General features: G+C 71.9%; 19 protein-coding genes. 13 read left to right on the top strand and 6 right to left on the bottom strand.

Annotated elements, in window-relative coordinates; genetic code table 11:
- Nucleotides 1-30 precede the first annotated feature (30 nt).
- The 6 genes from frr (at nt 31) to M3147_RS07715 (ending at nt 4,040) form a co-directional block, all read left to right on the top strand.
- The gene (gene frr / locus M3147_RS07740) at nt 31-585 is read left to right on the top strand and encodes a ribosome recycling factor (protein WP_251202877.1); all 555 of its coding nucleotides are present in this window, start codon (nt 31-33) and stop codon (nt 583-585) included.
- A gap of 9 nt (nt 586-594) precedes the next feature.
- On the top strand, nt 595-1,611 hold the full coding sequence (locus M3147_RS07735; RefSeq protein ID WP_251202876.1) for a phosphatidate cytidylyltransferase: 1,017 nt from the start codon (nt 595-597) through the stop codon (nt 1,609-1,611).
- Nucleotides 1,608-2,186 (top strand): DivIVA domain-containing protein, encoded by a 579-nt coding sequence (locus tag M3147_RS07730; RefSeq protein ID WP_251202875.1) that lies wholly within the window; start codon nt 1,608-1,610, stop codon nt 2,184-2,186. Before M3147_RS07735 ends, M3147_RS07730 begins: the two co-directional genes overlap by 4 nt.
- A 150-nt stretch (nt 2,187-2,336) precedes the next feature.
- The gene (locus M3147_RS19860) at nt 2,337-2,924 is read left to right on the top strand and encodes a lytic transglycosylase domain-containing protein (protein WP_439954192.1); all 588 of its coding nucleotides are present in this window, start codon (nt 2,337-2,339) and stop codon (nt 2,922-2,924) included.
- 55 nt (nt 2,925-2,979) lie between these two features.
- A complete protein-coding gene (locus M3147_RS07720; protein WP_251202874.1) occupies nt 2,980-3,285 on the top strand; it encodes a hypothetical protein in 306 nt (101 codons plus the stop codon).
- Nucleotides 3,282-4,040 carry an alpha/beta hydrolase gene (locus M3147_RS07715; RefSeq protein ID WP_251202873.1) on the top strand — a complete coding sequence of 253 codons (759 nt, stop codon included), beginning with the start codon at nt 3,282-3,284 and terminating at the stop codon, nt 4,038-4,040. Before M3147_RS07720 ends, M3147_RS07715 begins: the two co-directional genes overlap by 4 nt.
- Nucleotides 4,041-4,090: 50 nt before the next feature.
- Here M3147_RS07715 and M3147_RS07710 read toward each other — a convergent pair whose 3' ends face one another.
- Both M3147_RS07710 and M3147_RS07705 read right to left on the bottom strand, forming a co-directional pair.
- On the bottom strand, nt 4,091-5,167 hold the full coding sequence (locus M3147_RS07710; RefSeq protein ID WP_251202872.1) for an AI-2E family transporter: 1,077 nt from the start codon (nt 5,165-5,167) through the stop codon (nt 4,091-4,093).
- A 22-nt stretch (nt 5,168-5,189) separates the two neighbouring features.
- Nucleotides 5,190-6,803 carry a DivIVA domain-containing protein gene (locus M3147_RS07705; protein WP_251202871.1) on the bottom strand — a complete coding sequence of 538 codons (1,614 nt, stop codon included), beginning with the start codon at nt 6,801-6,803 and terminating at the stop codon, nt 5,190-5,192.
- A gap of 161 nt (nt 6,804-6,964) precedes the next feature.
- Here M3147_RS07705 and M3147_RS07700 point away from each other — a divergent pair, with 161 nt between their 5' ends.
- Nucleotides 6,965-8,827 (top strand): hypothetical protein, encoded by a 1,863-nt coding sequence (locus tag M3147_RS07700; RefSeq protein WP_251202870.1) that lies wholly within the window; start codon nt 6,965-6,967, stop codon nt 8,825-8,827.
- The gene (locus M3147_RS07695) at nt 8,824-9,756 is read left to right on the top strand and encodes a tetratricopeptide repeat protein (protein ID WP_251202869.1); all 933 of its coding nucleotides are present in this window, start codon (nt 8,824-8,826) and stop codon (nt 9,754-9,756) included. The genes M3147_RS07700 and M3147_RS07695 overlap by 4 nt, the downstream gene beginning before the upstream one ends.
- Here the strand turns inward: M3147_RS07695 and glgB are convergent.
- A complete protein-coding gene (gene glgB, locus M3147_RS07690; protein ID WP_251202868.1) occupies nt 9,750-11,945 on the bottom strand; it encodes a 1,4-alpha-glucan branching protein GlgB in 2,196 nt (731 codons plus the stop codon). The genes M3147_RS07695 and glgB overlap by 7 nt on opposite strands.
- Nucleotides 11,938-13,980 carry a maltotransferase domain-containing protein gene (locus M3147_RS07685; protein WP_251202867.1) on the bottom strand — a complete coding sequence of 681 codons (2,043 nt, stop codon included), beginning with the start codon at nt 13,978-13,980 and terminating at the stop codon, nt 11,938-11,940. The genes glgB and M3147_RS07685 overlap by 8 nt, the downstream gene beginning before the upstream one ends.
- Nucleotides 13,981-14,077: 97 nt before the next feature.
- Between M3147_RS07685 and glgP the strand changes: the two genes are divergently transcribed.
- Nucleotides 14,078-16,657: an alpha-glucan family phosphorylase gene (glgP, locus tag M3147_RS07680; RefSeq protein WP_251202866.1), complete on the top strand. Its 2,580-nt coding sequence runs from the start codon at nt 14,078-14,080 to the stop codon at nt 16,655-16,657.
- 48 nt (nt 16,658-16,705) lie between these two features.
- On the opposite strand, the gene ybaK is transcribed toward glgP, so the two are convergent.
- Nucleotides 16,706-17,203: a Cys-tRNA(Pro) deacylase gene (gene ybaK / locus M3147_RS07675; RefSeq protein ID WP_251202865.1), complete on the bottom strand. Its 498-nt coding sequence runs from the start codon at nt 17,201-17,203 to the stop codon at nt 16,706-16,708.
- Nucleotides 17,203-19,287, bottom strand: a complete 2,085-nt coding sequence (gene glgX, locus M3147_RS07670) for a glycogen debranching protein GlgX (RefSeq protein ID WP_251202864.1) — start codon at nt 19,285-19,287, stop codon at nt 17,203-17,205. The genes ybaK and glgX overlap by 1 nt, the downstream gene beginning before the upstream one ends.
- Nucleotides 19,288-19,339: 52 nt before the next feature.
- On the opposite strand from glgX, the gene M3147_RS07665 reads away from it, so the two are divergent.
- From M3147_RS07665 to ligA, 4 genes are all read left to right on the top strand, one after another.
- Complete coding sequence (locus M3147_RS07665; protein ID WP_251202863.1) at nt 19,340-20,563, top strand: cysteine desulfurase family protein; 1,224 nt, start codon at nt 19,340-19,342, stop codon at nt 20,561-20,563.
- 81 nt (nt 20,564-20,644) lie between these two features.
- Nucleotides 20,645-21,784: a tRNA 2-thiouridine(34) synthase MnmA gene (mnmA, locus tag M3147_RS07660; RefSeq protein ID WP_251202862.1), complete on the top strand. Its 1,140-nt coding sequence runs from the start codon at nt 20,645-20,647 to the stop codon at nt 21,782-21,784.
- A 42-nt stretch (nt 21,785-21,826) separates the two neighbouring features.
- Nucleotides 21,827-22,531, top strand: a complete 705-nt coding sequence (locus M3147_RS07655) for a phosphotransferase (protein ID WP_251202861.1) — start codon at nt 21,827-21,829, stop codon at nt 22,529-22,531.
- A 77-nt stretch (nt 22,532-22,608) separates the two neighbouring features.
- The gene (ligA, locus tag M3147_RS07650; RefSeq protein ID WP_251202967.1) at nt 22,609-24,954 is read left to right on the top strand and encodes an NAD-dependent DNA ligase LigA; all 2,346 of its coding nucleotides are present in this window, start codon (nt 22,609-22,611) and stop codon (nt 24,952-24,954) included.
- Nucleotides 24,955-24,973: the final 19 nt, after the last annotated feature.

The raw sequence follows: 24,973 nt of genomic DNA, 5'->3' as shown, positions 1-24,973 counted from the left end.
CCAGAGGCTTAGAACCGTAAGGAGTTCGACGTGATCGCGGATGTACTTTCCGACGCCGGTGTGCGCATGCAGAAGGCCGTCGAGGCGGCAAAGGAAGATTTCGCCACGGTCCGCACTGGTCGTGCGAACCCGCAGCTCTTCCAGAAGATCATGGTGAGCTACTACGGCACGCCCACCCCGCTCGCGCAGCTGGCGTCCCTCGCCAACCCCGAGGCGCGCACGCTCGTCGTGACGCCGTACGACAAGGGGGCGATGAAGGACATCGAGCAGGCCATCCGCGATACGCCGAACCTCGGGGCCAACCCGAGCAACGACGGCAACATCATCCGGGTGACCCTCCCCGAGCTCACCGAGGAGCGCCGCAAGGAGTTCGTGAAGATCGTGCGGTCGAAGGCGGAGGACGCCCGCGTCTCGGTGCGCAACGTCCGCCGGAAGGCGAAGGACGACCTCGACTCGCTCAAGGGCGAGGTCGGCGACGACGAGGTGGCTCGCGGTGAGAAGGAGCTCGAACAGGTGACCAAGGCGCACGTCGACCAGATCGACGAGGCGCTGAAGCGCAAGGAAGCCGAACTCCTCGAGGTCTGAGGCCAGCGGATGTCGGGCGTTCCCGAGGAGGAGCGCGGCGGGGGATCAGAGCAGGAGCCCGCGTCGCGCGGTGAGTTCCGTGCTCAGGTGCAGGCCCGGAAGGCTGGTCTCGAGCGGCAGCTCGGGGCGAGGAAGGCCGACCTGGAGCGGCAGTTCGAAGCGGGCAAGGCGCAGTTCGATCAGGCGCAGGAGCGCATTCAGGCGCGCACCGGTCGGAATCTGATCCTGGCGGTGCTGATCGGGGTCGTCTTCGGCGGCGCCCTGCTGCTCAGCCTGCTCTTCCTGAAAGAGCTCTTCATGCTCTTCGCCGTGCTCGTGGCGGGCTTTGCCAGCTACGAGCTGGCGCAAGCGCTGCGCAAGGGCTCGTACCTGGTGCCCCGCATTCCCACCGTCATCGCCGCGGTGGTCGCCGTACCGATCGCCTACTACGGCGGTCCAGGGGGGCAGCTGCTCGCGGTGCCCGGCGGCATCCTGCTGGTGTCGCTCTGGCGGATCATCGAGCAGGCCGTGCCGAAGGCCGTCGCCGGCTCGCGGGGGCTGCTCCGTGATCTCGCCGCGGGGGCGTTCGTGCAGGGCTACGTCACGTTCCTCGCCTCGTTCGCGGTGGTGCTCACGGCGGCGGACGGCGGACAGTGGTGGACCCTCGCGTTCATCATCATCGCGGTCGGCGCCGACACCGGTGCCTACGTCTCCGGGCTGCTCTTCGGAAAGCATCCGATGGCCCCCGTGATCAGCCCGAAGAAGACGTGGGAGGGTTTCGCCGGCGGCGCGCTCGCGAGTCTCGTTGCCGGGGTGCTGCTGTCGGTGTTCATGCTCGACAACACGTGGTGGTTCGGGCTGATCTTCGGTGCCGCGGTGCTGCTCACCGCGACCCTCGGCGATCTCGCCGAATCGCTCGTCAAGCGGGATCTCGGCATCAAGGACATGAGTTCCTGGTTGCCGGGGCACGGCGGGTTCCTCGACCGACTCGACTCGATCCTGCCCTCAGCCGCAGTTGCCTTCGTGGCCTTCCAGCTCTTCGGATGAGCGTGCGCAATACTGGAGCGGTGTCTTCTCCCTTTCCGCGCGCACGAAAGCCCAAGTTGGGGTACCACACCGGTGAGGTCGACGAGTTCCTGAGGGTGGCGCGCCGCGCCTACGACGGAACCCCGGCGCCCGGGGATCAGACGATCACGGCGGAGTCGATCCGCCTGACGGCCTTCGGCATGCAGAAGCGCGGGTACTCGACCGATCACGTGGATGCCGCGCTCGAACGGCTGGAGGACGCGTTCGCGGCGCAGGAGCGCCGCACCTCGGCCCTGCTCTACGGCCAGGAGGCCTGGTTGCGCGAGGCGCGGACGACGGCGCAGGTGATCGCGAACCGGCTCGGTCGCCCGGAGCACCACCGCTTCGAGCGGGTGAACCCGCTCGTCACCGGGTACCGCGTCGAGGACGTCGATCGATTCGCCGACAAGCTGACCCGGTACTTCCGCGACGGTTGGCCCATCTCGGTCGACGACGTCCGCACGGTGACGTTCCGCCCGCAGCGTGGTGGCTACCGCGAGGCACAGGTCGATCTCGTGCTCGATGCCGTCGTCGACGTGATGCTGGCCGTGCGATGAGCGGGGTCGTCTCGCTAGACTCGGAGCATCGTGGGTAGGCACTCGGACGCAGGCGCGCCAAGCGCATCGCTTCACCGTTCCCAGCCGGCCATCGACACGGTCACGGCGACGCCCCGCACCGCCGGCGCCGCCACCAGCGTGCGATCGCGGGTGAAGCAGGCCCTCACCGTGGGCTTCGCCTCGGCCGCGAGCATCGGCATCGTCCTCGTCAACCTCGTCGACCCCACGGTGGATGCGCGCGCGACTGCCGCCTCGGGAGTGGAGTTCGCGGCGGCCGGCGACCGTTTCGAGGGTCGGTCGGTGCAGGACCTCGAGCTCGAGGGCGAGTACACCCTCTCGGTCGGCCGCGAGGACTACGCCGTCGAGAAGAAGCCCGAACCGATCGTCGAGGCGCCGAAAGCCGTGGCGTGGGCTCCGCCGGCCGTCCAGCCGGATCCCGGCTCGGCGCAGGGGTACGCCTCCGGCGCGGTCGCGGCCCGCGGCTGGGGGGCCGGTGAGTTCGACTGCCTCGTCGCGCTCTGGAACCGTGAGTCGGGCTGGCGGGTGAACGCGCACAACGCGTCGAGCGGCGCGTACGGCATCCCGCAGGCCCTACCGGGTTCGAAGATGGCCAGCGCGGGCGACGACTGGGAGACGAACGCCGCTACGCAGATCGAGTGGGGACTGGGCTACATCCAGGGCCGGTATGGCTCACCCTGCGGCGCGTGGGCGCATTCGGAGTCCGCAGGCTGGTACTGAGCGGTGCCTCGCCGTCTGAGCTGCCGGTGTCGCAGCTCGCCATAGACTGGTTCGCATGGCACCCTCGCACCGATCCCATGGTCGAGCCGCGCGGGCACGCGAGCCGCATCCCGAGCTCGACGTCGACCGCCTGACCTCCGGCTGGCGTCGCACCGAGACGCACCGCGGGCGGGAATGGAACGTCCAGCCGGTGTCCGAGGCGCAGGCGCTGAAGCCCTACGCGTGTCCCGGGTGCGCACAGCAGATCCCGCCCGGCACCGCGCATCTCGTGGTGTGGCGGGCCGACGGGGTGCTCGGCGATGCGGCCGACCTGTCCGCTCGTCGGCACTGGCACACCCACTGCTGGAGGGCAGGCAGATGACGCAGCACGATTCGAGTGAGACCACCTCCGTGGAGATCCGCGCGGGCATCGAACTTCCGGCCCGTCGGGAGGAGGTCGTGCTCACGACGAGCGACGGGCTCCGACTCGTCGGCGAGCTCGCTCTCCCGGAGGCGAGGGAGCCGGTCGCGACGCTCGTGACGCTGCACCCGCTGCCGACCGCGGGCGGCTTCATGGACTCGCACATCCTCCGCAAGGCCGCCGCTCGGCTGCCCGCTCTCGCAGACCTCGCGGTGCTGCGTTTCAACACCCGCGGTACGGCGTCTCCGCGCGGAACGAGCGACGGCGAGTTCGGCGACGGCATCGCGGAACAGGCGGATGTCGCGGCGGCGATGGCGTTCGTCGAGGCGCGCGGCCTTCCGCATCCCTGGCTCCTCGGCTGGTCGTTCGGCACGGAGCTCGCGCTGAAGTACGGCCTGGAGCATCGGATCGACGGCGCGATCCTGCTCTCGCCCCCATTGCATCGCACGAGCGACGCCGAGCTGTCGCGCTGGCGCGACGCCGAACCGCAGCTCGTCGCACTCATCCCGGAGTTCGACGACTACCTCCGCCCCGCCGAGGCCGCGGCACGGTTCGCCGCGGTGCCGCGACTCCGGCGCATCGACGTCGAGGGGGGTCGCCATCTCTGGGTGGGCGAGACGCAGACCAGGCGGGTGCTGGACGAGATCGTCTCGATCGTGAACCCGTCCGCCGCACCGCTGCCCACGAGCTGGCCGGCCCCCAGCGCGGGCGTCTGAGACCGGGCCCGGGCGCCCGAGCGAACGCGCGCCCCTGAGGGGCGGCCGCGTCAGCGTTCGTTCTGGCGGGGGATGACGACCTGCTTGATGATGAGCAGGAGCGACGCGGCGATCGGGATCGCCACGAGGGCTCCGAGCACGCCGAGCAGTGCGCCGCCCGCGAGCGCCGCGACCACGACGAGCGCGGCGGGAACCTTCACGGCTCGGTTCATGATGCGAGGGCTCAGCACGTATGCCTCGACCTGCATGTACACGATGTAGTAGACCGCGGCGACCAGCGCGGTGAGCGGTGAGCCGAGCCCCGGGATGAGGCAGACGAGCACGATCAGCACGGATCCGGTGAGCGTGCCGACGAGCGGCACGAGCGAGAATGCGAACGCGACGAACGCCAGTACGGCTGAGAACGGGGCCTGGATCACCGAGAGGAAGACGAAGCTCGCGACACCGTTGATCGCGGCGAGCGACACCTGACCGATGACGTAGCGCCCGACCGACTGGGTGATCTGCTCGGTGAGATCGGCGAAGCGGGCCCGACGCGAGGCCGGCACGAGCTGGGAGATGCCGCGCTTCATGGTGTTCAGCGAGGCCGTGAAGTAGAGCGTCAGGATGACGACGATGATGACGGCGAACAGGCCGCTGCCCAGGGCGACCGCCACCTGCCAGACGCCGCCGGCGAGCTCGCTGATCTTGTCGGGGTCGCTCACGAAGTCGACGACGCCCTTGGAGACGCTGTCCCAGATCTCCTGGACGTTCAGCAGCGGGAACTGCTCCTGCAGGGAGTCGAGGGTGCTCGCGACCCACTCGGTCGAGTTCAGATTGGCGACGAGCAGCGGGACGCGCTGCACGAGCTGGCCGACCTGTTCGACGATGATCGGGATCACCGCGAGGAGCAGCGCGGCGACGAGCGCTGCGACGCCCGCCATCACGATGAGGATCGAGCTCCAGCGGGGGAGTCCTCGGCGTTCGAGCCAGGCGATCGCCGGTTCGAGCCCGAGGGCGAGGAAGAGGGCGGCGCCGACGTAGGTGAGGATCGTCGACAGGCTCGCGATCGACATCAGGATCAGGAGCCCGACGCCGACGCCGAGCGTGCCGACGAGCCCGACCCGGAACGCGTTCTGGATCTTCATGCCGGGAGCCGCCCCGCCCTCGCTACTCGGTGTCCGCCGCGACCTGCTCCGCCTGGGTCAGCACTCCGCGAAGGCTCTCGAAGTAGCCGGCGACGGCGTCGCGCTCGATGCGGATCTGCGAGAGTCGGTCTTCCGCGTCGGCGACGAGGGCCCGGGTGCGCTCCTCCGCGTCGGAGATGAGCTTGCGGGCCTGGTCGTGCGCGCTCTGCACGCGGGAGTGCGCCTCGTCCTCGGCACGGTTGCGGAGCTCGGCGATCTCGGCGCGGACCTCGGTCTCGAGCCGCTCGACCTCGGCCCGGCTCGAAGCCGTGCGCGCGACCGCATCGGCCAGCTCGGCGTTCGCCTCGTCGAGGAACTTCTTCGTCTCGGCGACGCCCTGCTGGTGGGCGGCGAGCAGCTCCTGCTCGGCCTCGTCGCGCTTCGTCGCCAGCTCGGTCTCGAGGTCGATTCGGGCCTGCTCGATCTCGCGGGTCTTGCGGTTGACCTCGTGGGTGGTCTTCTTGCGCATCGAGGTGAGCTGGTTGTCGAGATCGATTCGCGCCTGCTCGGCCTCGGCCTCGAAGTCGGCGCGAGCCTGCTCCTGCTCGAGGGCGAGGTCGGCGCGCATCTGCTCGAGTTCGGCGGCGTGCTTGGCACGGAGGCGCTCGAGCTCGTGCGCGAGCTTCTGCTTCGCGGCCTCGCCCTCGCGGGCGCGATCGATGGCGGCCTGCTCGCGCTCGAGCTCCAGCTCCTCGCGACCGCTCTCGATCTCGCGGGCGAGATCGGCGCGAGCCTGCTCCAGTTCGTGGCCGAGCGCCGTGCGCTGCTCAGCGGTCTCCGCGGCGACCGCGGCGCGGGCCTCGTCGCTCTCGCGAGCGAGGTCGAGACGCGCCTGCTCGGTCTCGGCCGCCAGGTCGAGGCGAACCTGCTCGCTCTCCTTCGCGAGCTCGGCCCTCGCCCGGTCGAGCTCGACCGCGACCTCTGCGCGGGTCTGCTCGGTCTCCTGGGCGAGGCCGGCCGCGGTGGCCTTCGCCTCGTTCGCCTCGGCGTTCGCCTCGGCGAGCCGCTCGGAGGCGCGGCGTTCGGCGTCGGAGAGGGTGGCCGCGGCCTCGCGCTTCGCGCTGGCGCGGAGTTCTGCGGTCTCGGTCGCGGCCGAGCTCCGGATGGCGGCGGCATCGCGGGCCGCCTCCTGGCGGAGCTGCTCGCTCGTCTCGTGCGCGCGGGCGACCATGTCGTCGGCCTCGGCCCGGGCGCTCTCGAGGATCCGGCTCGACTGGGCGCGCGCCTCGGACACGCTGCGCTCGGCGAGCTCCTTCGCGTCCGACTTCAGGACGTGCACCTCGTCTTCCGCGGCGCGGCGGAGCTTCTCGGCGTCGATGTCGGCCTGGGCGATGAGCCGGGTCGACTGCTCCTCGGCGACCCGGAGCGTGTTCTCCAGCTTCGTGCCGAGTCCGGAGAAGGTCGGACTGCCGACCTCTTCGAGCTCGGCCGTGAGCTCTTCGATCCGGGCGAGGAGTCGCTTGTTCTCCTTCGACGCCTCGGCCGACTGGGTGTTCGCAGCGATGATGTCCCGACGCAGGCCGTTGATCGCCTTGTCGACTTCATCTTTGTCGTATCCGCGGAACACCTGGGTGAACTCGGTCTCTTCGACGGCCATTCTTCCTCCGTGTCGGTCCCGCGTCGGCGAAATGGCGCGCGGGAATCGCCTCCGATTGTACGGGTAGGAGGCGGGACCGGGGTGTTCGTCTTCAGCTGGCGGTTAGGAGACGCTCAGGCGCGCTGGGTAGTGTGGAATGTCTTTGCCCCTGGAGGTCCTACGTGCGATTCGTCCTCGCCATCGTGGCGTTCGTCGCTGCGGCCGTGCTCATCGGGCTGGGCATCGCCCAGCGCACGGTGTTCCTCGAGCCTGCCCGGGTGTCGCTCACCGCCACGATCGACGGCTCGGAGGACTACGTGGTGATCCAGCCCGACGCGCTCGCGGCGCACCCCGGAACCCAGACCCTGAGCGTGACCGGCGACGGCAGCGTCTTCGTCGCCTACGGGCGCTCCTCCGACGTCGACGCCTGGGTGCGATCGAGCGACCACGCGACGATCGGCTACGACGCGGAGACCGACACCCTCGTGACCGAGCGCGTCGACGGCGTGGCGGATGCCCCGGAGGCGGCCCCGCCCGCCGACGGCGCGGTCGTCGAGACCCCGGCGACGCCCGAGGCGCCGGCAGCCGACACGGCGACCATCTCGCCGGCCGGTTCCGATCTCTGGCTCGACCAGTTCACCGGCGACGGGCGGGTCACCACGACCATTGCCGCGCCCGAGGGCATCTCGGTCATCGTGGCCTCCGGCTCGGAGGACCCGGCACCAAATGAGATCGTCGTCGCGTGGCCGCTCGACAACTCCACGCCCTGGGCCGGCCCGCTGCTCGTCGGCGGAAGCGCCCTGTTCCTGGTGGGCCTCGTGCTCCTGCTCCTCGGCATCCTGCACCACCGCCGCTCCCGCGGTCCTCGGCGCAACCTGCCGAAGGGACCACGCGGCCTGCGCCGCCGGAGTGCGGCGAGCCCGGCCGAGCAGTCCCGCGCCCTCGGCCGCGGCCGTCGCGCGCTCCTCGCGCCGCTCGTGCTCGTGCCGGCGCTGGCGCTCACCGCCTGCTCCGCCGACTACTGGCCGACCTTCGACCAGCCGTCGGCGAGCGACGCCCCGACCGTGACGCCCGGCCCGACCGAGAGCGAAGCCCCCGAGCAGGGTGATCCGGTCGACGAGAGTCTGCCCGCCGTCACCGAGCCGCAGATGGAGCGCATCATGCAGACCATCTCCGAGTTCACCGTGACGAACGACGAGGCACGCGCGACCGATGCGCTCGAGACCCGGTTCGCCGGGCCGGCGCTCGAGGCGCGAGCCGCCGACTACACGATCCGCGGCACGCTGCCGGAGCAGACGCAGGCGCTCGCCATCCCGCCGGGTCCGCTGTCCGTGATGCTCCCGCAGCAGACGAGCGCCGACCCGACGAAGGGATGGCCTCGCACGGTCCTCACCGTCACGGAGTCCTCCGACGACGCGGCGGTCGCGCCGACCGCGCTCGTGCTGCAGCAGGACGCCCCGCGCGACCAGTACCACGTGGTGTACACGATGTCGCTCGTGCCCGGCCCGGAGTTCCCCGACGTCGCGCCCGCCTCGATCGGCGCACCGATCATCGCCCCGGAGTACAAGGGCCTCACCCTCGCCCCGTCCCAGGTGTCGACGGCGTTCGCCGACATCCTGATGAAGGGCGCCGAGAGCGAGTACGCCCCGCTGTTCGACCTCGAGGGCACCGATCTCGACGACACGTTGAACGCGACCGCTCGGGCGAACGAGGTCCAGGGTGCGAACCCGACGATCACCCTGAGCGTGTCGGCCGTCGCCGGCGACGCCCCGGCGGTCGCGCTCGCCACGAACGACGCCGGCGCACTGGTCTCGACGCTCGTGCGCCGCACCGAGCAGTCGCGACCGAACGACGGCGGCACCACGGGCTTCAAGGAGAACACCCCGGCCCGCGCGCTCTCGGGCTTCACGGAGCAGAGCGCGAAGGGTGTGCAGTCCACGCGCGATCTGCAACTGCTCTTCTACGTGCCGGCGGTCGGCACGGATGAACCCATCCGGCTCCTCGGCTGGTCCGAGAGCCTCGTCAGCGCCTCGGAGGTCCAATGACGAACCCGAACGATCCGATCGGCCTGCGCGGCGCGGTCGACCTGTCCTCGCTCGCACCGCGCGCCCAGTCGCCGGCCGACGGCGCGGCGCCGGCGAACGGCGGCACCGACCCGCTGATCGTCGAGGCCGACGACCAGTCCTTCGGCCGGGTCCTCGAGCAGAGCAAGACCGTTCCCGTCGTCACGGTGCTCTGGGCCGGGTTCAGCGAGCCGTCGATCGAGCTCGTCGACCGCCTCGCCCGCCTCGTCCGCGCTCGCCAGGGCCGCCTGCTGCTCGCCGCGGTCGACGCGGAGCGCAGCCCGCAGCTCGTGCAGGCGTTGCAGGCCCAGTCCGTGCCGACGGTCGTCGCGCTCGTCGCCGGGCAGCCGGTCCCGCTGTTCGCCGGATCGCAGCCCGACGAGGTGATCGAGCAGCTCTTCGACCAGCTCCTCGAGCTCGGCGCCCAGCACGGTGCCGACGGCCGGATCGACCCGGGCGCCGCCGGCGACGAAGCGGCCGAGCCGGTCGAAGCGCCGCTGCCTCCGCTGCACCAGGAAGCCTTCGACGCGATCGAGCGTGGCGACTACCAGGCGGCCGAGACCGCGTACCGCACGGCGATGGCGCAGGATCCGCGTGATCAGCTCGCGGTCGCCGGTCTCGCCCAGGTGCGGCTCCTCGGGCGGCTGCAGGGCAAGAGCCTCGACGAGATCCGGAACGCCGCGGCATCCGCACCCGAAGATCTGGAGGCCCAGCTCTCCGTGGCCGACCTCGATCTGTCGGGCGGGCACATCGACGACGCGTTCGACCGGCTGCTGAGCCTCTTCCCGCGCCTCGACGCCGACGGCAAGACCGCCGTGCGCGAGCGCCTCGTCGAACTCTTCGAGGTCGTCGGCACGGAGGACCCGCGCGTCGCCGTGGCGCGTCGCCGGCTCGCGAGCCTGCTCTACTGAGCCGCCGACGGTCCCTCGAAGCGCAACCAGAGGGCGCCGAGGGGTGGCAGCGTGACGCTCGCCGACGCCGGTCGACCGGCCCAGGGCGCGTCGACCGCGTCCACGGCGCCCAGGTTGCCGACCCCCGAGCCGCCGAACTCGAGCGCGTCTGAGTTCAAGACTTCCACCCACCGGCCGGCGGCCGGCAGGCCGAGCCGGAACCCCTCGTGCGGGCGGCCGGCGAAGTTCACGACGCAGAGCAGGGGCACTTGCGCCCGGTCGTATCGGAGGAACGCGACCACGTTCTCCGCCGCGGCGCCCCCGTCGACCCACTCGAAGCCGGCCGCGTCGTCGTCGAGCTGCCAGAGCGACGGCAGTCGGCGGTAGACGTGGTTCAGCCGCGCCACGAACTCGGCCAGCTGACGGTGCGAGGGCTGGTCGAGGATCCACCAGTCGAGGCCACGCTCCTCGCTCCACTCGGACAGCTGACCGAACTCCTGCCCCATGAACAGCAGTTGCTTGCCGGGATGCGCCCACATGAACGCGAGATATGCGCGGGTGTTCGCGAGCTGCTGCCAGTGGTCGCCGGGCATCTTGCGCACGAGCGAGCCCTTGCCGTGGACGACCTCGTCGTGGCTGATCGGCAGCACGTAGTGCTCGCTGAACGCGTACTGGAACGAGAACGTGAGCTCGTGGTGGTGGTGCGCGCGGTGCATCGGGTCGTGCGCGACGTACTGGAGCGTGTCGTGCATCCAGCCCATGTTCCACTTGTAGCCGAAGCCGAGACCGCCCGACGAGGTGGGGGCGGTGACGCCGGGCCACGCCGTCGACTCCTCGGCGATCATCACGATGCCGGCATTCCGCTTGTACGCGGTCGCCGTCGCCTCCTGCAGGAACGCGATCGCCTCGAGATGCTCGCGCCCGCCGTGCTCGTTCGGCAGCCACTCACCCTCGGCGCGCGAGCAGTCGAGGTAGAGCATCGAGGCGACCGCGTCGACCCGCAACCCGTCGACGTGGAACTCCTCGAGCCAGAACAGCGCGTTCGCGACCAGGAAGTTGCGCACCCTCGGGTTGCCGTAGTCGAAGACGAGGGTGCCCCAGTCGAGCTGCTCGCCGCGGCGCGGGTCGGCGTGCTCGTAGAGGGGCTCGCCGTCGAAGCGGGCGAGCGCCCACTCGTCCTTCGGGAAGTGCCCGGGGACCCAGTCCATGATGACCCCGATGCCGGCCTGATGGAGCCGGTCGACGAGGTACTTGAGGTCGTCCGGCGACCCGAACCGGCTCGTCGCGGCGTAGTAGCCGGTGACCTGGTACCCCCACGACCCGCCGAACGGGTGCTCCGCGAGCGGGAGGAACTCGACGTGGGTGTACCCGAGCCAGTCGAGGTACTCGATGAGCTCGTCGGCGACGTCCCGATACCCGCGACCGGGGCGCCAGGACCCGAGGTGGAGTTCGTAGATGCTCATCGGGCGCTCGTGCACCGAGGTCGACGCGCGCTCGGCGAGCCAGGCGGCGTCGCCCCATCGGTGCTCGCTCGAGGAGACGACGGAGGCCGTCGCGGGCGCCTGCTCGGCCTGCCTGGCCATCGGGTCGGCCTTCATGACCCAGGCGCCCGCTGCGGTGAGCAGCTCGAACTTGTACCGGGCGCCGGGCTCGACGGCCGGCACGAACAGCTCCCAGACTCCGCTCGCGCCCATGCTGCGCATCGCGTGCCCGCGACCGTCCCAGCGGTTGAAGTCGCCGACGACGCGCACCGCCCGCGCCCGCGGCGCCCACACCGTGAACGCCGTCCCGGTCACGGTGGCTCCGGTGCCGCGGTGGCTGCGCACGTGCGCTCCGAGGGCCTGCCACAGCTCCTCGTGCCGGCCTTCGCCGATGAGGTGGAGGTCGAGCTCCCCGATGGTGGGTTCGAACCGGTAGGGGTCGTCGGCGGTCCACTCGGTGCCGTCCGCGTACCGTGCGCGGAGCCGGTATCCGGTCGGGGCGCCGTCGTCGCCGCCCGACCAGATCCCGTCGGCGAGGTGCTCGAGGGCGACGGTGCGACCGTCGTCGAGCAGCGCGTCCACCCGGTCGGCGAGCGGCCGGCGCGCACGGATGAGCGTGCGCGGCGCACCGGGTGCCTCGCCGCCGTGCTGGCCGAGCACCGCGTGCGGGTCGGGGGAGCGACCCTCGGCGACCGAGGCCAGGAGCTCGGGCGGGACCGCGTCAATCATGGTGGTTCGCCTCCGGGGCGTCGGTGCCGTTCGGTCGGACGTGCAGGATGTGCGCCGGCCGGGTGAACGCGTCGAGCCGCACGTACGCGTCCGCCGCCCACGTCCAGCGCTGCCCCGTGACGAGATCCTCGACCTCGAACGTCTCGCCCCGGGGCAGCGCCAGCGCTTCGAGGTCCAGATGCACCGTCGTCTCCCGGACGGAGTGCGGGTCGACGTTCGCGACGACGATGAGGGTGTCGTCGGCACCGGTGCCGGTGTACTCGGCGGCGAGCCGCTTGGAGAACACGAGGACGGCGTCGTCGTCGCTGCGGTGCACGTGCAGGTTGCGGAGCTGGCCGAGCGCGGGATGCTCGGCGCGGATCCGGTTCAGGATGCCGAGATAGAGCGCGAGTGAGCGCCCCTCCTGCTCGGCGAGCGCGAAGTCGCGTGGCTTGTACTCGTACTTCTCGTTGTCGATCGCCTCCTCCGCTCCCGGACGGGCGACGGACTCGAACAGCTCGAAGCCGGAGTACACCCCCCAGGTGGGCGCCGCGGTGGCCGCGATCGTCGCGCGGACCGTGAACGCCGCAGGGCCGCCGAACTGCAGGTACTCGGTGAGGATGTCGGGCGTGTTCACGAAGAGATTCGGGCGAAGGAAGTCGGCCGTGTCACGGGCGAGTCCGAGGAGGAACTCCTCGAGCTCCTCCTTCGTGTTGCGCCAGGTGAAGTAGGTGTACGACTGCTGGAACCCGGCCATCGCGAGCGCCTGCAGCATCGCCGGCCGGGTGAACGCCTCCGCGAGGAACACCACGTCGGGGTCCTCGGCGTTCACTGCGGCGATCAGCCGCTCCCAGAACGCCAGGGGCTTGGTGTGCGGATTGTCGACGCGGAAGATGCGGACCCCCTGAGCGATCCAGTGGCGCACGATCCGAAGGACCTCGGCGAAGAGACCCTCCGGGTCGTCGTCGAAGTTCACCGGGTAGATGTCCTGGTACTTCTTCGGCGGGTTCTCGGCGTAGCGGATGGTGCCGTCGGGGAGCACGGTGAACCACTCGGGGTGCTCGGTCACCCAGGGATGGTCGGGGGAGGCCTGCAGGGCGAGGTCGAGGGCGACCTCGATGCCGCGGGCCGAGGCCTCGCGCACGAAGCGGCGGAAATCGGCGAGCGTGCCGAGGTCGGGGTGGATCGTGTCGTGCCCCCCTGAGGTGCCGTCGGCGAGCGGCCCGCCGATCGCCCAGGGCGATCCGGGGTCGTGCGGACCGGGATCGAGCGTGTTGTTCCGCCCCTTCCGGTTCGTCACGCCGATCGGATGGATGGGCGGGAGGTAGACGACGTCGAAGCCCATCGCCGCGATCGCGTCGAGACGCCGCACCGCACTGCGGAAGGTGCCGGATTTCCAGCTGCCGTCGGCACGCCGCTTCGCGCCCTCCGAGCGCGGGAAGAACTCGTACCAGCTGCCGACACCGGCGCGCCGGCGCTCGACGAGGAGCTCGCGCTCGGGGGAGTCGCCCGCGAGTCGGCTGAGCGGCCGCAGCTCGAACTCCGCGAATACCGGGTCGTCCACGAGCGAGCGCCGTTCCGCCGGCGCGAGCGCCGGGTCGCGGAGCCGGCGGGCGAGGGCGGTCAGCGTCCGCCGCACTCCGGCCGGTCGCCCATCGTCGGCGGCGGCGCGCTCCAGCAGCCGCGCACCGAGCTCGTACATGAGCTCCACGTCGACGCCGGCATCGATCTTCACGGCGGCGTCGTGCCGCCAGGTGCCGATCTCGTCGTCGAAGCCGGTGACGTGCCAGTGCCAGCGCCCCGTCTCGTCGAGGAGGGCCTCGGCGACCCAGCGATCAGTGCCCGGCCCCGCGGTCGCCATCCGTTCGCGCAGCACCCGCCCGCTCGGCGCGGTGAGCACCAGGAGGGCGCCGACGAGATCGTGCCCCTCGCGGAAGACCGTCGCCCCGAACGGCACCACCTCGCCCTCGAACGCCTTCGGGTGCCAGCGCGGGTCTGGCACGGCCGGGGTGAGCCCGGTCACGGGGATGCGGTCGGCTGCGAGGCGGAACGTCACCCTCCGAACGTTAGCGCAGCCGGGTTTCGGCGTCCTCCGTCGCGGGCGGTGATGCGGCGTTCACACACCGGACACGAGGGCCTCCTAGTCTGAGGGGGTGAAGTCGATCCGGAAGTTCACCGTCCGTGCCGTCGTCCCCGAGCGGCTCGCCGCGCTCGAGAGTCTCGCGGCGAACCTCCGCTGGGCGTGGCACGAGCCGACCCGGCGCCTGTTCGAGCACATCGACCCGGAGGCGTGGTCGCGATCGGAGCACGATCCGGTGACCTTCCTCGGCGAGGTGGAACCGGCGCGTCTCGAGCAGCTCGCCGAGGACGAGGAGTTCGTCGCCCGGGCCGAGCGCGAGCGCGCGGCGCTCGACGCCTACCTCGCGGAGCCGCGTTGGTACCAGCGGATCGAGGGAGAACGCCCCGAGCTCGTCGCCTACTTCTCGCCCGAGTACGGGATCGCCGCCGCCCTGCCGCAGTACTCCGGCGGGCTCGGCATCCTCGCCGGCGACCATCTGAAGGCCGCCTCCGACCTCGGGGTCCCGCTCGTCGCGGTGGGGCTCTTCTACCGCACGGGCTACTTCTCGCAGTCGCTCTCCCCGGACGGCTGGCAGGAGGAACGCTACCCGGCGCTCGACCCGGACGGTCTGCCGCTCTCCGTCCTGCGCAGGCCGGACGGCAGCGCCGTGCAGGTCTCGCTCGCGCTGCCCGACGGCGGCACCCTCGCGGCGAGGGTCTGGCGCGCGGCGGTCGGCCGGGTCACCCTGCTCCTCCTCGACACCGACGTGCCCGCGAACGGCGACGAGCTGCGCGGCGTCACGGATCGGCTCTACGGCGGCGGCAGCGAGCACCGCCTGCTCCAGGAGCTGCTGCTCGGCATCGGCGGCGTGCGCGCGCTCCGCGCCTGGGTCGAGCTGAGCGGCGCGCCTGAGCCCGAGGTGTTCCACATGAACGAGGGCCACGCGGGCTTCCTCGGCCTCGAGCGGATCTCAGCGGCCATCGGCGAGGGGCTCACGTTCCCGGAGGCGCTGCAGCTCGTCCGTGGCGGCACCGTGTTCACGACGCACACCCCGGTGCCCGCCGGGATCGACCGCTTCGACCGTGCGCTGGTGGAGCGGTACGTCACCGCGGAGCTGCTGCCCGGCGTCGCCCCGGCGGAGGCCCTCGCCCTCGGGGTCGAGCCGGGCGCGGACCCGGCGACGAGCGCCTTCAACATGGCCGTGATGGGGTTGCGGCTCGCCCAGCACGCGAACGGCGTCTCCGAACTCCACGGTCGCGTCAGCCGTCGGATGTTCGCCGCGCTCTGGCCGGGCTTCGACCCGGAGGAGGTGCCGATCACCTCCGTCACGAACGGCGTGCATGCGCCGAGCTGGACCGACTCGGCCCTGGTCGCGCTCGCGGAGCGCACCCTCGGCACCGACGACAGTGAGCACGCCGACTGGCAGAACCCCGCCCTCGGGGACGCCGAGCTCTGGGCGGTGAAGCGAGAGATGCGTGCCCGACTCGTAGACGAGGCTCGTCGTCGCCTCGTGGCCGGCTGGGAGGATCAGCACCCGGGCGGACAGGCGCCGGAGTGGATGAGCCGGGCCCTCGACCCGGATGTGCTGACCGTGGGCTTCGCCCGCCGAGTGCCGACCTACAAGCGGCTGACGCTCATGCTGCAGGACCCGGAGCGCTTCGCCGCGATCCTCACGGACCCGGTGCGCCCCGTGCAGTTCGTCATCGCGGGCAAAGCCCACCCGGCCGACGACGAGGGGAAGCGCCTCATCCAGCGCCTCGTGCAGTTCGCCGCCCGGGCCGAGCTCCGCGAGCGCATCGTCTTCCTCCCCGACTACGACATCGGCATGGCCGAGCTGCTGTACCCGGGCTGCGACGTCTGGCTCAACACGCCGCTCCGCCCGCTCGAGGCCTGCGGCACCTCGGGGATGAAGGCGGCGATGAACGCGGCGCTGAACCTCTCCATCCTCGACGGGTGGTGGGCGGAGTACGCCGCGGACGACTTCGGCTGGGTCATCCCGTCCGCCGATTCCGCGGGAGACGAGGGCGAGCGCGACGAGCGCGAAGCCGGGTCGCTCTACGAGCTGCTCGAACACCGGATCGTGCCCGCCTTCTACGACCGCCCCGATGCCGCGGCGCCGGCGGGGTTCTTCGAACGCGACGCCGACGGCGTCCCCGGGGAGTGGCTCCGGATGCTGCGTGCGACGCTCGCCCGGCTCGTGCCCGAGCTCGGCGCCGACCGCATGGTGCGCGAGTACGTCGAACGGCTGTACCGGCCCGCAGCCGAACGGCGTCGGGCGCTCGTCGCCGACGGGGCACGCGGTGCCCGGGAACTCGCCGCCTGGAGCGCCCGCGTCCGCGCCGCCTGGCCGCAGGTCCGCGTGGTGCACGTCGAGTCAGGCGGGCTCGACCAGCCCGCGGTCGGCGACGAGCTGCACGTCCGCGCCGAAGTCGCGCTCGGCGGCCTCGACGACGCCGATGTGGCGGTCGAACTCGTCTCCGGGCGCAGCCGCGCCGACGACTCCCTCGACGAGCCGCGCACGACCCGCCTCGCCCGCCTCTCCGACGGGGAGTACGGCGGCACCGTCACGCTCGATCGCGCCGGCTCCTTCGGCTACACCGTGCGCGTTGTGCCGTCGAATCCGCTGCTCGCCGGATCGGCGGAGCTCGGGCTCGTCGCGCTCGCCGAGGGCTGAGGCCGCGGCCCGGCGCGACGCATTCCGGAGCGCCGGGCCGGCTCCGCTTCAGCGCACGCGTGCGATCGGCGCGTAGCTCCCGGAGGTCGCGCGCAGCAGATCGTCGGGCGCGAGCTCCAGGTCGAAGCCGCGTCGGCCGCCGGACACGAGGATCGCCTCGAACAGGATGGCGGACTCGTCGAGCACGGTCGGCAACGCCGTCTTCTGGCCGATCGGACTGATGCCGCCGACCACGTAGCCCGTCTTGCGTTCCGCGAGCGCCGGATCGGCCATCTCCGCCCGCTTGCCGCCGACCGCCTGCGCGAGCGCCTTCAGGTCGAGCTGCTCGGCGACCGGCACGATGCCGACGACGAGCCCGCCGTCGACGGAGGCCAGCAGCGTCTTGAACACGCGCTCCACCTCGACGCCGAGCTTCTCCGCCGCCTCGAGGCCGAACGCCGCCGCGCGCGGATCGTGCTCGTACGTCCGAGGCACGTACGAGATTCCCGCCGCGCCGAGCGCGACGGTCGCCGGGGTCCCCGCGGCGGGCTCGGTGCGCTTGGCCATCAGTCGTCCCCCCGATCGTCCGCCCGGAACAGCTGCATCGACCACCCGGCGACCGGCAGCCGGGCCCCCGGCAGCGCCGTGCGAGCGTCGAGCTCGGGCGATTCCTGCGCGGAATCCCAGAGCAGCGCGTAGCTGACGACACCGTCGTGCACCGGCAGCACGACGGCGGTGGGCTCGGACCGGGCGTGCACGACGAGCAGGATGCGGTTCAGCGGCTCGTGCTCGGGCGTCGAAGCCGCGAGGTACTGCAGCGTCCGCTCCGCGGGGGAGTTCCAGTCGTCGATGCTCATCGACTCGCCCTCGGCGTTGTACCAGTCCATCTGCGTCGCGCTCGGGGTCGTCTCGCCGAACACGCCGTAGCGGACCGGCCGCAGCGCCGGGTTCTCGGCGCGGAGCCGGAGCAGGGCCTGCACCGTGCGCTGCAAGGCAGGGGCGGAGCGCGGGCGTTCCTCGTCCGACCAGGCCAGCCAGGTGAGCGGCGAGTCGTGGCAGTACGCGTTGTTGTTCCCCCGCTGCGTCCGGCCGTACTCGTCTCCCGCCGTGAGCATGGGCACCCCGGCCGAGAGCAGCAGCGTGCCGAGCAGATTCCGGATGCTCCGGCGGCGCGCGGCGCGGACGTCGGGATCGGCCGCCTCGCCCTCGACCCCGTGGTTGTACGAGCGGTTGTGGTCGGTGCCGTCGCGGTTGTCCTCGCCGTTGCCGAGATTGTGCTTGACGTCGTAGGCGGTGAGATCGGCCAGGGTGAAGCCGTCGTGCGCGGTCACGAAGTTCAGGCTCGCGAGCGGCCCGCGCTCGGGGGAGAACGTGTTCGCGGAGCCCGCCAGCCTGGTCGCGAACCGGCCGATGCCGCTGCCCGCCGAGCCGGTCTCCCGCTCCAGGCGCAGATCGGTCAGCCAGAACTCGCGCATGCGGTCGCGGTAGCGGTCGTTCCACTCGCTGAACCCGGTGGGGAACCCACCTGTGCGCCACCCCTCTGGACCGAGATCCCACGGTTCGGCGATGAGCTTCGACGCACCGACCACCGGGTCTTCGAGCATCCCCTGTAGCAGCGGATGCTCCGGCGTGAAGGCGCCGTGGTCATCGCGGCCGAGCGTCGCGGCCAGGTCCAGGCGGAAGCCGTCGACCCCGAGCTCGCCCGCCCAGTACCGCATGGAGTCGAGCGCGAGACGCACCGGCTGCTCCCGGCCGAAGTCGAGGGTGTTGCCGCAGCCCGTCGTGTCGACGTAGCGGCCGTGCGCGTCGTGCCGGTAGTACGCGGCGTTGTCGATCCCGCGGAAACTGTAGGTGGGACCCTCGCGGTTCTCCTCGGCGGTGTGGTTGTAGACCACGTCGAGCACGAGCTCGAGCCCCGCCTCGTGCAGCCGGCGCACCATGCCGGCGAACTCCCGGCGTACGCCGGCCGCGCCCTCGGCCTGCGCCGCCGCCGAGGCGTAGGCACCGTGCGGCGCGAAGAACCCGAGGGTGTTGTACCCCCAGGCGTTCACCCGACCCTGACGGACCAGGCGCTCCTCCGACACGAACGCGTGCACGGGCAGCAGCTCGACGGTCGTCACCCCGAGATCGCGGAGGTAGTCGAGCGAGGCGTCGTGCGCGAGCCCCGCGTACGTGCCGCGCAGCGCCTCGGGCACGGCCGGGTTGCGCTTGCTGAAGCCGCGCACATGGGTCTCGTACACGACCGTGCGATCGAGCGGGATCCGAGGAGCGGGCACGCCGCCCCAGTCGAAGCCGTCGCCATCGCCCAGACGGCCGAGCGCGACGCCGCGCCACGAGCCGTCGCCGGCACGCACCAGCCCTCTGGCGTACGGATCGAGCAGATCGTGCACCGGATTGAACGCATGCTCCACCCCGGCGGGACCGTCGACGCGGATCGCGTACCGGGCGCCGGGCACCAGCACATCGGAACGGCCCGACCACACGCCGTGCTCGTCGCGTACCAGCGCGACCCGATCCACCGCCCAGTCCAGATCCCCGCCGTCGAAGACGACGAGCTCGACCGCCGAGGCGTGCTCCGACCAGATCCGGACCGATCCGCCGCCGACGCCGGGGGAGGCGCCGAGCTCGCGCAGGGGATCGGGGGCCGACATGCGATCTACAGTAGTTCGTGGACCCGTGTCGTCGGCAGGAGAGGAGGGCGGCGTGCCCGTCTACCTCGACCATGCCGCTACGACGCCCATGCGCCCGGAGGCCGTCGCCGCGCTCACCGCCGCGCTCGCCACGGTCGGCAACCCCGCCTCGATCCACAGCGCGGGGCAGCGCGCGAAGCGCTCGCTCGAAGAGTCCCGCGCGGTCGTGGCTGCGACGCTCGACGCCGACCCCATCGAGCTCGTGTTCACGGGCAACGGGACCGAGGCGATCAATCTCGCCGTCAAGGGGCTCTTCTGGCAGCGGCAGCACGACGCCCGCCGGCCCAGGATCGTCCTGCCCGCCGGCGAGCACCACGCGACGCTCGACACCGTCGAATGGCTCGCCGCCCACGAAGGCGCGGAGGTGATCGAGCTCCCCGTCGACGCACTCGGCCGGCTGCAGGTGGACGCGCTCGCCGAGGAGCTCGCCGCCCACGCCGACGAGATCGCCCTCGTCACGATGCTGTGGGCGAACAACGAGGTGGGCACGGTGCAGCCGGTTGCCAGGGTCGCCGAGCTCACGGCCGCGGCCGGTGTGCCGCTGCATCTCGATGCGGTGGCCGCGTACGGCCAATTGCCGATCGGCCTGCACGCGTTGCGGCGGGAGAGCGGCGCGGCGCCGGGCGAGGGGCTCGTCGCGATCAGCGTCTCGGCGCACAAGATCGGCGGCCCGGCCGGCATCGGCGGCCTGGTACTCGATCGCACGGGGCGCATCGAGCCGCTCATCCACGGCGGCGGGCAGCAGCGACGGGTGCGCTCGGGCACCCAGGACGTGGCGGCGGCGGCGTCGTTCGCCGCGGCGGCCGAATCGGTCGCCCTCGGGCTCGATGCCGACCGTGCTCGCCTGGCCGGTCTCCGTGACCGACTGATCGACGGGGTTGCCGCCGCGGTGCCGGCGGCCGTGCTGTCGGGCGACCCGGACCCGGACGGGCGGCTGCCGGGCAACGCGCACTTCGCCTTCCCCGGCTGCGAGGGCGACTCCCTGCTCTTCCTCCTCGACGCCGCCGGCGTGTCGGTCTCGACCGGTTCGGCCTGCCAGGCCGGCGTGCCGGAGCCCTCCCACGTGCTGCTCGCGATGGGCCGCAACGAGAGCGAGGCGCGCGGAGCGCTCCGCATCACCCTCGGCCACGACTCCACGGACGCCGACGTCGACGCTTTCCTGGCGGCGCTGCCTTCGGCTCATGAACGGGCGGCCAGAGCCGGGCTCGCCGCCCGTCGCACGTCGTTCGACCGCTGACCTCGGGGCGCGGCATCCGCCGGTCGTCACCGATCCTCGTGATCCGGCCGCCGCCCAGCCGCGGTTTCGTAGACTGGAGCCATGCGAGTGCTTGCAGCCATGTCCGGGGGCGTCGACAGCGCCGTCGCGGCCGCGCGCGCGGTCGAGGCGGGGCACGATGTCGTCGGCGTGCACCTGGCGCTCAGCCGCATGCCCGGAACCCTGCGTACGGGCAGCCGCGGCTGCTGCACCATCGAGGACTCGATGGACGCGCAGCGCGTCGCGAACCTGCTGGAGATCCCGTACTACGTCTGGGACTTCTCCGAGCGCTTCAAGGAGGACGTCGTCGACGACTTCGTCGCCGAGTACACCGCCGGGCGCACCCCGAACCCCTGCATGCGCTGCAACGAGCGCATCAAGTTCGCGGCGCTGCTCGAGAAGGCGCTCGCCCTCGGCTTCGACGCCGTCGTGACCGGCCATTACGCCAAGGTCCTCCCCGGAGCGTCCGGCGAGTTGGAGCTGCACCGCGCGAGCGCCGAGGCGAAGGACCAGAGCTACGTGCTCGGCGTGCTCACGGCCGAGCAGCTCGCGCACGCGTGGTTCCCGCTCGGCGACACGCCCTCGAAGGAGCTGGTGCGCCAGGAGGCCGAGCGGCGCGGCCTCGCGGTCGCGCGGAAGCCCGACTCCTACGACATCTGCTTCATCCCCGACGGCGACACGAAGGGCTGGCTCGCCGAGCGGGTGGGTGAGACCCCCGGCGACATCGTCGACCGCAGCGGCGCGGTCGTCGGCAGCCACGACGGCGCGCACGCGTACACCGTCGGACAGCGGCGCGGCCTTCGTCTCGGCACCCCGGCACCCGATGGTCGCCCTCGCTTCGTGCTCGAGGTGCGTCCGAAGGAGAACACCGTGGTGGTGGGGCCGAAGGAGGCCCTTGCGACGGCGGAGATCGCCGGGTCCCGGTTCAGCTGGGCCGGGCTCGATCCCGTCGCCTCGGGCATCGTCGCCGCGGATGGCGACGAGTTCGACTGCGAGGTGCAGATCCGGGCGCACGCCGATCCGGTGCCGGCCGTGGCCCGTGTCGATCGTGGCGACGAGGGGGCGCCCGAACTCGTGGTCCGCCCCGCACAGCCGCTCGACGGGGTCGCGCCGGGCCAGACCGCGGTCGTCTACGTCGGCACCAGGGTGCTCGGTCAGTGCACCATCGATCGCACCGTCAGCGCGGTCCCGGTCGGCGCCTAGGTGGGTGTGCCCGAGCTCGCGAGCCAGCGACCGGAGGCCGACGTGGTTCGTCCCTCGAGCGTGCTCCGGCTCGCGGCCGGGCGGCGCACGACCCCGCTCTGGCGGAACGAGGCCGGCGGCCTGACCTTCCGCATCGAGGGCGACGGGCCGCGGGTCGTCAAGTGGAACCCGGCCGGCTCGGGCGAGTCGCTCGCCGACGAGGCCGAGCGGCTGCGCTGGCTCGCCGGGCGGGTGCCCGCCCCGCAGGTGCTCGACGCCGGGACGGATGCCTCGGGCGAATGGCTGCTCACGACGGCGATCCCGGCCCGCTCGGCCGTCGACGAACGATGGCTCGCCGAGCCGGCCGTCGCGGTGCGCGCGATCGCCGAGGGCCTCCGGCGGCTGCACGCGCTCGACCCCGACGGCTGCCCGTACGACTGGGGGGTCGAGCACCGGCTCGAACTCCTGCGTCGCGACGGGCGTCGGGTGCCGGGTGAGCTGCTCGACGCGCCGTCGGCCGACCTCGTCGTCTGCCACGGCGACCCGTGCGCGCCGAACACCCTGCTCGGCGACGACGGCTCCTTCGCCGCCATCGTCGACGCGGCCCGGATCGGCGTCGCCGATCGCTGGGCGGACCTCGCGGTGGCGAGCATGAGCCTCGACTGGAATTACGGGCCCGGCTGGCAGCCGGCGTTCTTTCGCGCGTACGGCGTCACGCCCGACGAGCGTCGGCTGGCGTACTACCGGGAGCTCTGGAACGCCGAGTGAGTGTCGCCGGCCGTCCGTAGGATTGGCCTGTGAGCGAGACGACTGCTGCGAGCGAGTTCCCGGCCGATTTCGAGGGCATGAGCTTCGATGAGGCGCGAGCCGAGTCCGAGCGGCTCGCCGAGCGCATCGAAGGGGCCCGCCTCGCCTACTACGGCGACGGCGACTCGACGCTGTCCGACGCCGAGTACGACGCCGACTTCCACCGGCTCGAGGCGCTCGAGCGCGCGTTCCCCGAGCTGGCGGGGCAAGACAGCCCGACGCAGCAGGTCGGCGCGGCCATCGTGTCCGCCGGATTCCCCGAGCACGAGCACGCCGAGCGCATGCTGAGCCTCGACAACGTCTTCTCGATCGAGGAGTTCCGCGAGTGGGCGGCGAAGACGCAGGCGGCCGCCGGTCGTGGCGTGCACTGGCTGTCGGAGCTCAAGATCGACGGCCTCGCGATCAGCCTCGCGTACCGGGAGGGCGTGCTCGAGACGGCGACGACGCGCGGCGACGGGCGCGTGGGTGAAGACATCACCGAGAACGTCGACTGGATCCCGGTGATCCCGCGTGAGCTCTCCGGCGAGGGGTTCCCCGCCTTCTTCGAGGTGCGCGGCGAGGTGTTCCTGCGCACGGTCGACTTCGAGGCGTTGAACGAACGTCAGCACGAGCTGCAGGCCGCCTACGAGGCCGAGCAGCTGGCCAAGGGACGCCCGGCCGACGAGATCCCGACGAAGTACCCCGAGTTCGCGAACGCGCGCAACACGGCCGCGGGCAGCCTGCGGCAGCGGCGTGAGAAGAAGGGTCCCGTCGAGCTCGAACTCATGCGCGAGCGGCTCGGGCGGCTCTCCCTCTACCTGCACGGCATCGGCGCCTGGCAGCACCCCGAGGTGCGCGAGCAGTCCGAGATCTACGGCCTGCTCGCCGGCTGGGGCCTGCCCGTCTCGCCGCACTCCCGGGTGTTCTCGACGGTCGACGAGGTCGCCGAGTTCATCGCCGACCGCGGCGAGCACCGGCACGACGTCGAGCACGAGATCGACGGCATCGTCGTCAAGGTCGACGAGCTCGCCCTCCACGACGAACTCGGTGCCACGAGCCGCGCGCCCCGCTGGGCCATCGCCTACAAGTACCCGCCCGAAGAGGTGCACACGAAGCTCCTCGACATCGCCGTCGGGGTCGGCCGCACCGGCCGCGCCACGCCCTACGCGATCATGGAGCCGGTCAAGGTCGCGGGCTCCACCGTGCGGCAGGCGACGTTGCACAACCAGCAGGTCGTGAAGGCCAAGGGCGTCCGCATCGGCGACACCGTCGTGTTGCGGAAGGCGGGCGACGTCATCCCCGAGATCCTCGGGGCGGTCGAGCAGCTGCGCGACGGCACCGAGCGCGAGTGGCAGATGCCCGAGCGCTGCCCCGAGTGCGGCACCCCGCTCCGGCCCATGAAAGAGGGCGACATCGACCTCCGCTGCCCGAACGCGAAGTCCTGCCCCGCGCAGGTACGGGGGCGCATCGAGCACATCGGTTCGCGCGGCGGCCTCGACATCGAGGCCCTCGGCGAGGTCACCGCGGCGGCGCTCACCCAGCCGACGGTGCCCGCGGTGCCGCCGCTCCCGACCGAAGCCGGGCTCTTCGAGCTGACGCTCGACGAGCTCGTGCCGATCGAGGTCGTCGTGCGCGACGCCGAGACCGGCGAAGTGAAGATCGACGAGCAGACGGGCGAACCGGTCCGACGACTGCCGTTCCAGAAGCTCGGCCCCGCGAGCTACCCGCCGGGCACCGAGGCGATGACGCCGGCAGAGCGCCGGGCCGCCGGAGTCCGCAAGGACTACCGAGAGGTCGGGCCGTCCGAAGCGGCGACGAAGCTGCTCGCCGAGCTCGAGAAAGCGAAGACGAAGCCGCTCTGGCGTCTCATCGTCTCGCTGAACATCCGCCACGTCGGGCCGGTGGCCGCCCGGGCTCTGGCCGAGTGGTTCGGGTCGCTCGAGGCGATCCGCGCCGCCGATCGCGCGGAGCTCGCCGAGGTCGAGGGCGTCGGCGGCATCATCGCCGACTCGCTCCTCGAATGGTTCGAGGTCGACTGGCATCGCGAGATCGTCGAACGCTGGGCCGCGGCGGGCGTGCAATGGGCGACGCCCGGCCACCCCGGACCGGGGGCGGCGGTCGCCGACGGCGGGGTGCTCAGCGGCCTCACCGTCGTCGCCACCGGCAGCCTCGAGGGGTTCACGCGGGAGGGTGCGCAGGAGGCGATCATCTCGGCCGGCGGCAAGGCCGCCTCGAGTGTCTCGAAGAAGACCGACTTTGTCGCGGCCGGTCCCGGCGCCGGGTCGAAGCTGGCCAAAGCGGAGGAACTCGGCATCCCCGTCCTCGACGCCGAGCAGTTCCGACTGCTCGTCACCGAGGGGCCGTCGGCGCTCGGCGACTCGATCCCGGGTGACGCGCTCGAATAGACTGGCAGGCATCCCCGTC

Origin of the sequence: Agromyces mediolanus (genome assembly GCF_023715325.1) — a bacterium.
Classification (GTDB): Bacteria; Actinomycetota; Actinomycetes; order Actinomycetales; family Microbacteriaceae; genus Agromyces; species Agromyces mediolanus_A.
This window is presented reverse-complemented; position numbering and strand designations above follow the sequence as displayed.